Source organism: Sphingomonas suaedae (genome assembly GCF_007833215.1).
Classification (GTDB): domain Bacteria; phylum Pseudomonadota; class Alphaproteobacteria; order Sphingomonadales; family Sphingomonadaceae; genus Sphingomonas; species Sphingomonas suaedae.
This window is the reverse complement of sequence record NZ_CP042239.1, coordinates 2,785,114-2,798,407: the sequence shown is the minus strand read 5'-3', so window position 1 is coordinate 2,798,407 and position 13,294 is coordinate 2,785,114. Positions and strand designations below refer to the sequence as shown.

Genomic DNA, 13,294 nt, shown 5'->3' with positions numbered 1-13,294 from the left:
CCACGGGGCTGATTGACGGGAGAGGAAGCGCGGCGCATCTGGGCCGCCATGCGCTTCTTCTCCGACAATGCCGCCCCCGCCTGTCCCGAGGTTCTTGCGGCCCTGTCCGCTGCCAATGTGCAGGACACCGCCTATGATGGCGATCAGTGGAGCCAGGCGCTCGATGCGCGCTTTTCCGAACTGTTCGGAACGCATGTCGCGGTGTTGTGGGTGCCGACCGGAACCGCAGCCAATTGTCTCGCCCTCGCGGCACTCTGCCCGCCCTATGGCGGGGTGGTCTGCCACCGCGAGGCGCATATTCAGATGGACGAGGCGGGAGCGCCGGAATTCTATACGCATGGCGCCAAGCTGCTGCTCGCCGACGGCGCCGGCGCGAAGCTGACGCCCGAGGCGATCGCGGCGGTGATCGATCCGATCCGCGCCGACGTGCATCAGGTCCAGCCGCACGCCATCTCGATCACCAACGCCACCGAATATGGCCTGGCCTATACGCCCGACGACGTCGCCGCGATCGGGCGCCTTGCGCGCGACCGCAAGCTGGGGCTGCACATGGATGGCGCGCGTTTCGCCAATGCGCTGGTGCATCTCGGCTGCAAACCGGCAGAGGTGACGTGGCGTGCGGGGGTGGATGCGCTGAGCTTCGGCTTCGTGAAGAATGGCGGGATGAACGCGGAGGCGCTTATCTTCTTCCGGGCCGACCAGATCGAGGCCGCCCGCATCCGCCGCAAGCGCGCGGGGCATCTCCAGTCGAAGGGGCGCTATCTCGCGGCGCAACTGCTTGCGATGCTCGACGATGATGTCTGGCTGCGCAATGCGCGTTCGGCCAATGCGGGCGCGGCGGCGCTGGGGACGGCGGCAGCGGATAGGCTGGTCTATCCGGTCGAGGCGAACGAGGTATTCGTGCGGCTCTCTGCCGAAGAGGCGGCGTCGCTGCGCGAACAGGGCTTCGATTTCTACGACTGGGGCGTGGGCGAGGCGCGGTTCGTCGTGGCGTGGGATCAGGATTCCGCGGCAGTCCGCCCGCTCGCCGATGCGCTGGCCGCGCTGGCATGAGCGCGGCGCCACGTCCCAACTCGACCCGCCTCGCGATTCTCATTCCCTTTGCGATCGTCACGCTGATCTGGGGATCGACCTGGATCGTCATCACCGGCCAGTTGGGGGTCGTGCCGCCAACCTGGTCGGTCACCTATCGCTTCCTGCTTGGCGGCGCGGCGATGCTGGCCTTTGCCGCCGCCACGCGGCAGCGTCTTGCACTCGATGCACGGGGCATCGGCTTTGCGGCGCTGCTCGGCCTGCTCCAGTTCGCGCTCAACTTCAACTTCGTCTATCGTGCGGAACTGCACGTCACGTCGGGGCTGGTGGCGGTGGTGTTCGCGCTGCTGCTCGTGCCCAATGCGCTGCTCTCGCGCATCTTTCTGGCGCAGAAGATGGGACGTCAGCTGCTGGTCGGGTCGGCGATCGCAATGGCGGGGGTCGCACTGCTCTTCACGCACGAAATCCGCAATGATCCTTCGGGTGGAGGCACCGTCTATCTCGGTATCGGGCTGACCTTGCTCGGCGTCCTCTCCGCATCGGTCGCCAATGTCATGCAGGCGACCGGGACGGCGGGCCGCTATCCGATGGTGCCGATGCTCGGCTGGGCGATGCTGATCGGTGCGCTGGCCGATGGTGTTTTCGCCTGGATCACCACCGGCCCGCCGGTGTTCGATCCGCGTCCGGCCTATATCGCCGGGCTGCTATACCTAGGCATCGTCGCCAGCGCGGTCGCCTTTCCGCTCTATTTCGGCGTGCTGCGGGTGATCGGCCCGGCCAAGGCGGCCTATTCCAGCGTTATCATCCCCGTGCTCGCGATGCTGCTTTCGACGGTGTTCGAGGGCTATCGCTGGTCGCTGCTCGCGGGTGCCGGGGCGGTGCTCGCGGGTGCGGGGCTGGTGCTCGCGCTCAAGGCGCGCAGGCCCGCACGATAGTCCGGATAGTATGGGCGCCAGCCCAGAACGCGCTTCGCCCTGCCATTCGCCACCCGCCGGTTCTCGGCATAGAAGGCGCGCGCCTGGGGCGATAGCTGCGCCTGTTCCAGCGGCACGAGCGGGGGCACCGGCAGGCCCAACAGGTGACAGCCGAACGCGATGACCTCCGACTGGGGCGCCGGTTCGTCATCGGCGAGATTATAGGCGCCGGGCGGCGCATCGAACCCGGCGACCACCCCGCGCGCCAGATCCTCGACATGGATGCGGCTGAACACCTGCCCCGGGGCGTTGATCCGACGTGCCTCTCCCGCTCGAATCCGGTCGAGCGGCGAGCGTGCGGGGCCATAGATGCCGGGCAGACGAAAGACCCGCGCGCCGAGCGCAAGCCACTCGGCATCGGCAGCCGAGCGCGCGGTGCGGCGCCCGGTGCCGGTGGGTGCGCTTTCATCGACCCAGGCGCCATTGGCGTCGCCATAGACCCCGGTGGAGGAGAGGTAGCCGAGCCACGCCGCGCTCGCCGCCAACCCATCGCGATAGGCGGCGAGCACCGGGTCGGCCTCACCCGGCGGGACCGAGGAGAGGATATGGGTCGCCTCCGCGATCTCGAACCGCACCCGATCGCCATCGTCGAAGGCGAGATTGCCCGCGCTTCCCGTCGCAGCGACCCGCGCAGCGGGAAGCAACGCGGCGATGTGCCGTGCGCTATAGCCCAGCCCGAAGATGAGAAGACGCATATCCTAATTCCTCCCCCAGCTCGCTGGGGGAGGGGGACCGGCCGCGTAGCGGGTCGTGGAGGGGCGGCGGTGGCACACCGCCGTCTTCGTCGGCGGCCCCTCCGCCAGCCTGCGGTTAGTCCCCCTCCCCTGAGCAAAGCTCAGGGGAGGGATAATGGGCTCACTTCGCGCCATAGCCGTCGTACAGCGTACCGAAGAAGTCGCCCTTCTTCCACGCCGGGCGCTGGTCCGCATCGGCGATCTCGCGCGCGATGGCGTAATTCGCCTCGATAAAGCGGACGCCCTGGTCCCATTTGATCTCGGGATTGCCGATCTCGTCCGATGGGCGGTGATAGCGGGTGCCAAGGAAGCGGCTGAACGCCTCCTTACCCACCCCCGCCATGCCCGGCCACAAAAACACCGACGGGATGCCCTGCTGGACAAAGCGATAATGGTCGGAGCGGACGAAAAAGCCCTGTTCGGGCATCGGGTCCTGCCCCACCCCGACGCCGACAGTGGCTGTGGCGCGGGCGACCGTCTCGCCCAGCGTCGACCGCGCGGCGCCGAATGCGATCATATCCTCGAATTCATAGGTGATGACCGGCATGTCGAGATTGACGTTGGCGACGATCTTGCCCTTCGGCACGGTCGGGTTGTGCGCGAAATAATCGGCGCCGATCAGCCCCTTTTCCTCGGCGGTGACGGCGAGGAACATGACCGAGCGGCGCGGCGGCTTGCCGGAATCGCGAAAGCGCTTGGCCTCCTCGATCAGCGAGGCGATGCCCATCGCATTGTCCATCGCGCCGTTATAGATGGTGTCGCCCTTGGCATCCGCCTTGCCGGTGCCGACATGGTCGAGATGCGCGGTGAGCACCACCACCTCGTCCTTGAGCGCGGGATCGCTGCCCGGGATGATCCCGGCGACGTTTGAACTCATCACCGTCTTGCGCTCGGTCTTGAGCGCGACCGCGAGAGTAGCAGCGGAAGCGAACGGCTTTACCTGCGGCTTGCCCGCCGCGACGGCCTTGACCGCTGCCGCCCAGCCCTTGTCGCGCGCAAACAGCTTGGCGGCGCCCGCCATGCTCAGGCTGGCCAGCGTCGGAGTTCCCTTGGCGGGAAGGTGGCCATTGCCCTCGGCATCCGCCCAGGTCATCCGCCACTCGTCCCAGCTGTCGGTCAGGCGCGAAAAGGGACGTACCCTGGCCGAGGTCGGGGTTTCGAGGATGATGACCCCCGCCGCGCCCTTTTTCGCGGCGATCGCAGCCTTGTTGGCGTTGCTGCCGAAATGCGCGCGCTCCTCGCCATCGAAGCCGCCCGGGGCGCCCGCGAAGAAGGCGACGACCTTGCCCTTGGCATCGACGCCCCTGTAATCGTCGCGCTGATATTGCGGCGCGACGATGCCATAGCCCGCGAACACGACCCCCGCATCGATCAATGTGCTCGCCGCTTCGGGGTTGCCTGCGGGCAGATAATCCTCACCGAACTCCAGCGTCACCGATGTGTCGCCACGCGTCGCGGTCACCGTCCCCTTGTCGGCGGGACGAAAGCTCAGCAGCGGCACCTGTTGCAGATAGCTGCCACCATCGCCCGCCGGGCGCAGGCCCGCCGCATAATATTGCGACGCCACATATTGCGCGGCGATATCATATTCCTGCGTCCCCGCGTCGCGTCCGCGCATCGCATCGCTGGCAAGGAACAGGACATGGGCTTTCATCGCGGCCTGGGCAGGCGGAAGCGGGGCGTTGACCCGTTTGAGCGTCTCCGCAGCGCTTTCGGCCGCAGGCGCGGTTGCTTCCTGGGCAAGAACGGCGGGGGTTAGGGCGATCAGCGCGACCGCAAGGGTGGACCGCAACAAGACAGGCTTGGACAAGGCTGGATTTCCGATTGAACCAAAGATGGGTTGAGGCGTAGCAGCCCGACGACACACCGCAATCGAATTTCTTCGCGTGCCGCCCGCGCCGCGCAGGCTTATAGGCTGGACCATGATCGACGCTCTTGCCGCCACGCCCGCCATCACCCGCCGCGCGGATTACACCCCGCCCGACTGGCTGGTGCCCGATCTGGACCTCGATTTCGATCTTGCGCCCGAACGGACGCGGGTGCGCGCATCGCTGTCGGTGACGCGCAACGGCACGCATGACCGGCCCCTCAGACTCGATGGCGACGGGCTGGTTGCATTGGCGGTGCGCGTCGATGGCGCCGACGCGTCCTGGCGCATGGACGGTCCTGCGCTGGTCGTCGATCTGCCCGGCGACGCCCATAGCGTCGAGACCGAGGTGGAGATCGTTCCCGCGCGCAACACCCAGTTGATGGGTCTCTATGCCTCGGGCGGTATCCTGTGCACCCAGTGCGAAGCGGAGGGTTTCCGCCGCATCACCTTTTTCCCCGACCGCCCCGATGTCCTCACCCGCTATCGCGTGCGCATGGCGGCCGACAAGGCGCGCTACCCCGTCCTGCTCGCCAATGGCGACCCGGTCGCGTCGGGCGAGGGGGAAAGTGGTCGCCATTGGGCCGAGTGGCACGATCCCTTCCCCAAGCCCTCATACCTGTTCGCTTTGGTCGCGGGCGACCTCGCCGCCAACCGTGCGACCTTCACCACTGCCAGCGGGCGCGCGGTCCAGCTCGGCATCTGGGTGCGCGAAAAGGACCTTCCCAAGACCGATCACGCGCTCCACGCGCTCGAGCTGTCGATGGCCTGGGACGAGCGGGTCTATGGCCGCGAATATGATCTCGACGTCTTCAACATCGTCGCGGTCGATGATTTCAACTTCGGGGCGATGGAGAATAAGGGGCTGAACATCTTCAACAGCCGTTACATTCTCGCCGATCCCGATACCGCCACCGATTATGATTATGACGCCGTCGCCGCGGTGGTGGCGCATGAATATTTTCACAACTGGTCGGGCAACCGCGTCACCTGTCGCGACTGGTTCCAGCTTTCGCTGAAAGAGGGCTTCACCGTCTATCGCGATCAGCAGTTCAGCGCGGATCAGGGCAGCGCGGCGGTCAAGCGGATCGAAGATGTGCGGGGATTGCGCGCGGCACAGTTCCCGGAAGATGGCGGCCCGCTCGCGCATCCGGTGCGCCCGGACGAATATCTGGAAATCTCCAATTTCTACACCGCGACGATCTACAACAAGGGTGCGGAGGTCATCCGGATGATGGCCACGATCCTGGGGCCGCAGAAGTTCCGCGCTGCGACCGACCTGTATTTTCAGCGGTTCGACGGCACCGCCGCGACCTGCGAGGATTTCGTCGCGTGTATGGAGGAGGCGGGCGGCGCCGATCTGACGCAATTCCGCCTCTGGTATTCACAGGCGGGAACACCGCGCGTCACCGCGACGCTCGATCATGCTGCGGCTGAGGCGCGCGCGCACCTGACGCTGCGCCAGACAGTCCCCCCAACGCCGGGACAGCCCCACAAGGCGCCGATGGTGCTGCCGCTCAAGCTCAAGCTGTTCGGCGGCGAAACCGCGGCGCCGCTGATCGAGGAACGACTCGTCCTGCTGAAGGATGCCGAAACCCGGATCGCGTTCGATGGCGTGACCGAGCGGCCGGTGCTGTCGATCAACCGCAGCTTCTCCGCGCCCGTCATCGTCGATACCAATCGCAGCGCCGCCGATCTCGCCTTCCTGTCCGCGCATGACGACGATCCCTTCGCCCGGTACGAGGCGATGCAGCAGCTGATGCTCGACACGCTGGTCGCCGCGGTGACGCAGGGGCGCGCCGATCACGGCCCGGTGATCGATGCGGTCGCGAACACGCTTGCCGACCCCGCGCTCGACCATGCCTTTGTTGCCGAGGCGGTGCTGCTTCCCTCGGACAGCTTCATCGGCGATCAGCTTGCCGTGGTCGATCCCGAGGCGGTGTTCCAGAAGCGCGAAGCGCTGCGCCGCGACCTGGGCCGTGCGCTCGAAGCGCAATGGCGCACGCTCTACGAAAGCGTTCGCGCGAACCGGTTCGAATATTCGCCGGCTGGAAAGGGGGCGCGGCGGATCAAGTCGGTCGCGCTCGGCTATATCAATGCGGGCGGCGCGGCGGATGGTCCGGACCTCGCCTTTGCGCAGTTCGACGCGGCGGATAACATGACCGACCGTCAGGGCGCGCTGACCACGCTCGCCAACAGCCCTTCCGACAAGCGGATCGCTGCGCTCGACATTTTCTACCACCGCTACAGCGACAATGGCCTGGTCCTCGACAAATGGTTCCAGACCCAGGCGCTCTCGACTCGTGCCGACACGCTGGATGCGGTCGAGGATCTGGCGCGCCATCCCGATTTCACGCTCGCCAATCCCAATCGCGCCCGCGCGCTGATCGGTGCATTCGCGGTCAATCAGCGCGCGTTCCACAGCGCCGATGGACGCGGCTATCGCTTCGTCGCGGACCAACTGATCGCGCTCGACAAGCTCAACCCACAAACCGCAGCGAAGCTCGTCCCGCCGCTCGGACGCTGGCGCAGGTTCGAGGCGGACCGCGCCACGAAGATGCGTGCCGAGCTGGAGCGCATCCTTGCCCAGCCGGGGCTGAGCAAGGACATGACCGAACAGGTGAGCAAGAGTCTCGACTGAGCCGGTTCTTGTCTAGGACAGGCCCGGCCCGCCCCCCCACACCCTGGCTTACGCCATCACATTGCGCCCGCGCATCACTGTGGCACTATGCCCCACCGATGCCGCGCTGCTGCGCTGCTGGATCGTATCGACGAAGATCCAGTCGTTGCGCACCCGGTCGGGCGCCAGCGTCAGCGCCATATAGCCGCGCCGCGAGGTGTCGCACCATTTCAGCTCGGGGTTGGATTCGACCAGCGCGCGGGCGACCAGCTTCGGATCGACCTTGATCGAGCCTTCATAGCCCGGCGAGCTGACTGAGTGGCCGGCAAATTCGACGCCCGCCGCCTTGCCGTCCTGCGCCAGATCATAGGCCCAGGCATTGTGGCTGTCGCCCGCCAGCACCACCAGATTGGCGCCCATTCCCTGAGCCGAGGACAGGAAGCGCGCGCGCGCCGCCGGATAGCCGCCCCAATTGTCGAAATTCATCGGCAATCCCGCCGCAGCGAGCGCAACCCCCGCCTTCACATAGGCTTGCGCGCGCGGCGGTGCATCGGGCGAGATCCACTCGGTCGCCTGTTTGGGCGTCACGGTGCGGCCCATGATCGTGCCGAACCCGACCAGTTGCCAGCGCGTGCCCGCCTTCACCGATCGGGCCATTTCGGCGGCGAGCCAGGCTTCCTGCTCCCAGCCCATCATCGTCATCGCCTTGTCCTGCCACGGCCCGTCGCGGAACGCCGCGATCGCCGCCGCCGAATCGGGCGCCATGATGAGCGCCGCCGCCTCGCGCGGTTTTGTGCGGCCGAGCAGGCGGGTTTCGGTACGGAACAAGGTGGCGAGCGATCCGATCGCATAGGCTTTCCACGGCTCGTCGGAGACCGGCATCCATTCGCGCCACGCCTGCATCGATGCGGCGCGGCGGATGCTCCACTCGCCTTCGTTCGCCTGATGGTTCTGTGCCCCGCCCTCCCAGCTGTCATTGGTCGATTCATGATCGTCCCATGACACGATCATCGGCTTGGCGGCGTGCAGCGCCTGAAGATCGGGATCGGCGCGATAGCTGGCATAGCGCAGGCGATAATCGGCGAGATGGATGATCTCGCCATCGGGCAGCGGCCAGCGCCCGTCGACCGCGCCGCTTGCGGGTGCATAGCCCCCCTTCTGATATTCGTAGATATAGTCGCCGAGATGGACGGCGAGATCGATATCGTCGCGTGCTGCGGCATGGCCATAGGCGTTGAAATAGCCATAGGGCAGGTTGGAGCAGGAAAACACCGCGATGCCAAAGCGCGGCGCGTCGCCCTCGGGCAGCGTCTTGGTCCGCCCGACCGGCGACATCGTCCCGTCGGCGGCGATGAAGCGATAGAAATAGCGGGTTCCGGGCTTGAGACCCGCGACGGTGATCTTGGTCGTCCAGTCGCGCCAGGGGCCGGTGATCGCCTCGCCGCCTGCGAGGATCCTGGCAAAGTCCGCGCTCTCCGACAGCTCGACCCGCAGCTTCGCCGAATCGCCCTTGCCGACATAGCGGGTCCAGAGCAGCATCGAGGTTGCGGAGGGCTCGCCGCTCGCGACATTGTGGGTGAACCCATCGACGATCCAGTTCGGCCCCTGCGCGGCAAAGCCGGGGATGGCATAGGCACCCAGGCCCAGCGTGCCGGTGAGGATGAGCGAGCGGCGGTCGATGCGGAACGTCATGGCGTGTCTCCCTGATCCCGTGTCCCTTGGCGCGGCGATATGGCCGGTTCGTGACAGTTCACCTGCACACAGCTAGAGGATGGCGCATCAGACTGGTTTCCGGAGTATCCGATGCGCACCATCGCTTTCGCCGCCCTGCTTCTCGCTACCGCCGCCTGCACAGAGGCGCCGCCCGCCGGGAACGACTCGAACGCGACTGCCCAGGCGCCGGACTATGACCTTGCCGGGCAGAAAGCGAAACTCGCGGTCGTGGAGATGCAGGCGGATACCAGCTTCCTGACCGATGAGGAGCGGCAGGTCGTCAATCTGCTGATCCAGGCCTCGGACATCATGTCCGAAATCTATCGCACCCAGCGCGACGCCAACTGGCGCCAGACCCGCGCCGCAGTCGAACAACAGGGCGATGCGCTGGCGCTGGAGATGTATGATCGCAATTTCGGGCCGTGGGACGAACTGGCCGATCTGCGCCGCTTCGATGGCGAAGGGGCGATGCCGGAGGGTGCGGGATTCTATCCGACCGACCTGACCCGCGCCGAATTCGATGCCTATCTGGCGAAGAATCCGGGCCAGAAGGCCGCGTTGACCAGCCCCTACACCGTGGTGGTGCGCGACGGGGACAAGCTGAAGGCGGTTCCCTATTCGGTCGCGTATCGGGAGCCGTTGACCCGCGCCGCCGATCTGCTCAACCGGGCGGCGGCGATCACGACCAATGCCAGTCTCAAGAAATTCCTGACGCTGCGCGCCAAGGCGTTCCTGACCGACGATTATTTCGAATCCGAGCTCGCCTGGATGGACCTCAAGGACACGCCGATCGAGATCGCGATCGGGCCGTATGAGGTCTATACCGACCGGCTGTACGGCCAGAAGACCGCGTTCGAGAGCTTCCTGACGCTCAAGGACCCCGAGGAATCGGCGGCGCTCGACAAATACAAGACCCAGCTGCGCGCGATGGAGGCGAACCTTCCGGTCGAGGAAAAGTACAAGAATTTCCAGCGCGGCTTCGAATCGCCGATCGCGGTGGCCGAGCAGATTCGCGGCGGCGGCGACAATGTCCCCGGTGTTCAGACGATCGCCTTCAACCTGCCCAATGACGAGCGAGTGCGTGAGGCGAAGGGCGCGAAGAAGGTAATCCTGTCCAACGTGCTCGGCGCCAAATACGACCGCATCCTCGCGCCCATGGCCCCGCTGGTGCTGGTGGACGACCAGGCGAAGCGCGTAGTGAAGAAGTACATGCAGCTCGGCACGCTGTTCCACGAGCTGTCGCACAGCCTGGGGCCGGGCAGCATCACCGTGAATGGGCGCAAGACCACGGTCAGCGCGGCGCTCAAGGACCAGGCTTCGGCGCTCGAAGAGGCCAAGGCCGATGTGATGGGTGCGTGGAACATCCTGTTCATGATGGACAAGGGCGAGATTCCGGCGGCGGAGAAGCCGCAGCTGTTCGCCACCTATCTCGCCGGTACCTTCCGATCGATGCGCTTCGGCACCGAGTCCGCGCACGGCCATGGCGCGGCGATGCAATATGGCTATCTCAAGGATAAAGGCGCCTTTGCATGGGATGAGGCGGCCGGACGCTATCGCATCGATAATGCGAAGTTCGAAGCGGGGCTGCGCGACCTGCTCCGCGACATGATCGTGCTTCAGGGCAATGGCGATTATGAGGGGACCAAGGCGTTCATGGCGAAATGGGCGGTTCTCGATGATCCGGCCAGGCGCGTGATCGCGTCGATGGGCTCGATCCCGGTCGATATCCTGCCGGTCTATCCCGACAAGGTGTGAGCATCGCGCACGCGCCGCGCTGGCTGATCCTGCTCATCGTCGCGCTGGCGGCGCGAGCGATCACCTTCGGCAATCCGATCCTGCATGTCGATGAGGAATTCTACTTCGTCACCGCACGGGCGATGCTTGATGGGGCGCTGCCGTTCGTCGATATCTGGGACCGCAAGCCGGTCGGGCTGTTCCTGCTTTATGCCCCGGCCGCGGCGCTCGGCTTTCCCGCGGGCATCTGGGCCTATCAGGCTCTGGCGCTTGCCTGCCTTGTGGCAACCGCGTGGCTGGTGATGCGGCTGGCGGATCGGGCGGGGTGGCAGCAAGGCGCACTGGCGGCGGGCGTGGCGACGATCCTGTGGCCCAATCTGATCGACGGACAAGGCGGGCAGGCGCCGATCTTCTACGACCTCCTCGTGATCGCCGCAGTCCTTCTGGTCGCGCCACGCAGTGACCGGACCATGCCGGGCCGGCTGTTCGCCCGCGGGCTGGGCGCGATGGCGCTGATCGGCCTTGCGCTCCAGCTCAAATATTCGGTGGTGTTCGAAGGCGCGTTTCTCGGCCTTTGGCTGATGTGGAGCCTGTGGCGTGCGGGCGCGCGACCGGTGCGCGTATTGCTGGCGGGGTCCGCATGGGCGGCGACCGCGCTGGCGCCGACCGCGCTCGCCTGGGCCGCCTATGCGGGGCTGGGCCAAAGCGAAGCGTGGCTCTACGCCAATTTCCTCTCGATCCTCGACCGCAACCCCGATCCGGCGCTGGCACAGCTTGCCAATCTCGCGATCATTATCGTGATCCTGTCCCCCCTTTTCGCCTCGGCATGGCTCGGTTGGCGCGGCCGGGGGAAGTCGAGCGCGGCCCGCCCGCTCCAGAGTTTCCTCTTCGCCTGGGCCGGCGCGGCAATCCTCGGGCTGCTCGTCTTCGGATCCTGGTTCGAACATTATGCGCTGCCGCTGGTCCCGCCACTGGCGATCTGCGCGGCGGGGTTCTGGGGCGACCATCGCCGCTTCGCGCTGATCATGCTCCTGCTCGCATTTGTTGGCGGACAGGCGGTATTGCTCGCCAAGCGCGCGACGCGCGGAACGCCGGGGGAAATCGCAGCGATCGCGCGCGCGATCGGCCCGGGACCGGGTTGCCTGCATGTCTATTCGGGGTCGGTGATGCTCTATCCGATGGCCGGGCGCTGCACCGTCACGCCCTGGGTCTTTCCCAGTCATCTCAGCCGTGTCCGCGAACGCGGCGCGATCGGGGTGGATCAGGAAGCGGAAATCGACCGCATCCTTCGCCAACAGCCCGAATGGGTGGTGATGCGCAAACCCTATATCGGCGAGCGCCCGGAAATCCGCGCGCGCATGGCGACTGCGGTCAAGCGCGACTATCGCCGCGTCGCGCTGCTCCCGCTCGGCAAGGAGCGCTACGCTCTTTGGCGGCGTTCCACCCCGCCCGCGCGTTCGGCGAGCAGTTCGGAATAAAGCTCGATCAGCGCGACCGCATGGTCGTGGTCGGACAGCACCTGTCCCGCCGCATGGCGCGTCGCCGCACGCAGGATCGCGGGCTCGCGCGCGAACAGGCGGCGGATCGCTGCGGCGCAGGATCGCGCATCGCGCGCGCGATAGGTTTCGGCGAACAGCGGATCGGCCACCTCCGCACAGCCGCCCTCGTCCGGAACGATCAGCGGCAGTCCGCTCGCCAGCGCCTCGCACGCGACCAGCCCGAACGGCTCCTGGTCCGATCCATGGATCAGCGCATCGGCGCTCGCCAGGATGCGGCTGAAGCGTTCGCGGTCATAGACCGGGCGGAACAGGCGGATATGGCTGTTGCCCCCGATCTGCCGCTCCAGCGCCTCGCTCTGTGGCCCCTGACCCAGCAGCATCAAGCCGACCGGCAACGTCGTCCCGGCACGCTGCACCGCGTCGATCACCATCGACCAGCGCTTTTCCTTGTGGTGACGACCCAGCCCGATCAGCAGATGACCATCGGGCGGCAGGTCGAGCTGGGCGAGCATCGATGCGCGCAACGCCTCGTCGCGCAGGGTCGGGGAGAAATGGTTGCGGTCGATCCCCAGCGGCATCGCTGCATCGACATGCAGCCCGCGCTTGCGATAGCGCTTGGCCAGCGCAGGTCCGTTGGTGACGAACGCGTCATACTTGCCCAGGAACTTGTCCATATAGCGGGTGTACCAGCTGAACATCCGCTCGATCCGCGCGGGGCTGGCAAGTCCTTCCAGCCAGCGATGCGGATAGGCACCCATATTGTCGTTATGCGCGAAGAACACCTTCAGTGCATCGCCCTGCCAGTCGCCGACGAACCATGCGGGGCGCCAGGGCGAGCAATTTTCGACCACATCGGGCTTCAGCTGATCCAGCAGCCGCAGCACTTCGCTGCCGTCATTGTAGAGCCAGTAATTGCGGTCGAGGATCAGCGGCGGCGCCTTGACCCAGTAGATCCGTCCCCCATCGGGCCGGTCCTCGATTCTGTTCTCGTCCCAGGGGGCGATGACGATGAGTTCATGGCCAAGCTCGGCCATGATCCGCATCTTGCGGTCGAGATAGGTGCGCACGCCCCCGCCCGTGGGCGAATAATATTCGTTGACGTCGACGATGCGCATCGGATG

The 13,294-nt window shown here is 66.2% G+C and carries 9 protein-coding genes; 5 read left to right on the top strand and 4 right to left on the bottom strand.

The annotated features are described in order from the left end of the window. Positions 1-48 precede the first annotated feature (48 nt). On the top strand, positions 49-1,053 hold the full coding sequence (locus FPZ54_RS13225; RefSeq protein WP_145847897.1) for a threonine aldolase family protein: 1,005 nt from the start codon (positions 49-51) through the stop codon (positions 1,051-1,053). Then, positions 1,050-1,967 (top strand): DMT family transporter, encoded by a 918-nt coding sequence (locus FPZ54_RS13220; protein WP_145847895.1) that lies wholly within the window; start codon positions 1,050-1,052, stop codon positions 1,965-1,967. The genes FPZ54_RS13225 and FPZ54_RS13220 overlap by 4 nt, the downstream gene beginning before the upstream one ends. Here the strand turns inward: FPZ54_RS13220 and FPZ54_RS13215 are convergent. Both FPZ54_RS13215 and FPZ54_RS13210 read right to left on the bottom strand, forming a co-directional pair. Then, a complete protein-coding gene (locus FPZ54_RS13215; RefSeq protein ID WP_145847893.1) occupies positions 1,877-2,701 on the bottom strand; it encodes a Rossmann-fold NAD(P)-binding domain-containing protein in 825 nt (274 codons plus the stop codon). The two genes, FPZ54_RS13220 and FPZ54_RS13215, sit on opposite strands and share 91 nt — an antisense overlap. Before the next feature lie 160 nt (positions 2,702-2,861). After that, entirely contained in the window at positions 2,862-4,532 is a 1,671-nt protein-coding gene (locus FPZ54_RS13210) for a M28 family metallopeptidase (protein WP_338419514.1), read from the bottom strand. Positions 4,533-4,662: 130 nt separating this feature from the next. Here FPZ54_RS13210 and pepN point away from each other — a divergent pair, with 130 nt between their 5' ends. Continuing rightward, positions 4,663-7,248: an aminopeptidase N gene (gene pepN, locus FPZ54_RS13205; RefSeq protein ID WP_145847891.1), complete on the top strand. Its 2,586-nt coding sequence runs from the start codon at positions 4,663-4,665 to the stop codon at positions 7,246-7,248. A 48-nt stretch (positions 7,249-7,296) separates the two neighbouring features. Here the strand turns inward: pepN and FPZ54_RS13200 are convergent, their stop codons facing one another. After that, positions 7,297-8,919, bottom strand: a complete 1,623-nt coding sequence (locus tag FPZ54_RS13200; RefSeq protein ID WP_145847889.1) for an alkaline phosphatase D family protein — start codon at positions 8,917-8,919, stop codon at positions 7,297-7,299. Positions 8,920-9,030: 111 nt separating this feature from the next. Between FPZ54_RS13200 and FPZ54_RS13195 the strand changes: the two genes are divergently transcribed. Beyond that, positions 9,031-10,695, top strand: a complete 1,665-nt coding sequence (locus tag FPZ54_RS13195) for a dipeptidyl-peptidase 3 family protein (protein ID WP_145847887.1) — start codon at positions 9,031-9,033, stop codon at positions 10,693-10,695. Continuing rightward, the gene (locus FPZ54_RS13190) at positions 10,692-12,152 is read left to right on the top strand and encodes a hypothetical protein (protein ID WP_145847885.1); all 1,461 of its coding nucleotides are present in this window, start codon (positions 10,692-10,694) and stop codon (positions 12,150-12,152) included. The genes FPZ54_RS13195 and FPZ54_RS13190 overlap by 4 nt, the downstream gene beginning before the upstream one ends. On the opposite strand, the gene FPZ54_RS13185 is transcribed toward FPZ54_RS13190, so the two are convergent. Continuing rightward, a complete protein-coding gene (locus tag FPZ54_RS13185; RefSeq protein WP_145847883.1) occupies positions 12,095-13,288 on the bottom strand; it encodes a glycosyltransferase in 1,194 nt (397 codons plus the stop codon). The two genes, FPZ54_RS13190 and FPZ54_RS13185, sit on opposite strands and share 58 nt — an antisense overlap. Positions 13,289-13,294: the final 6 nt, after the last annotated feature.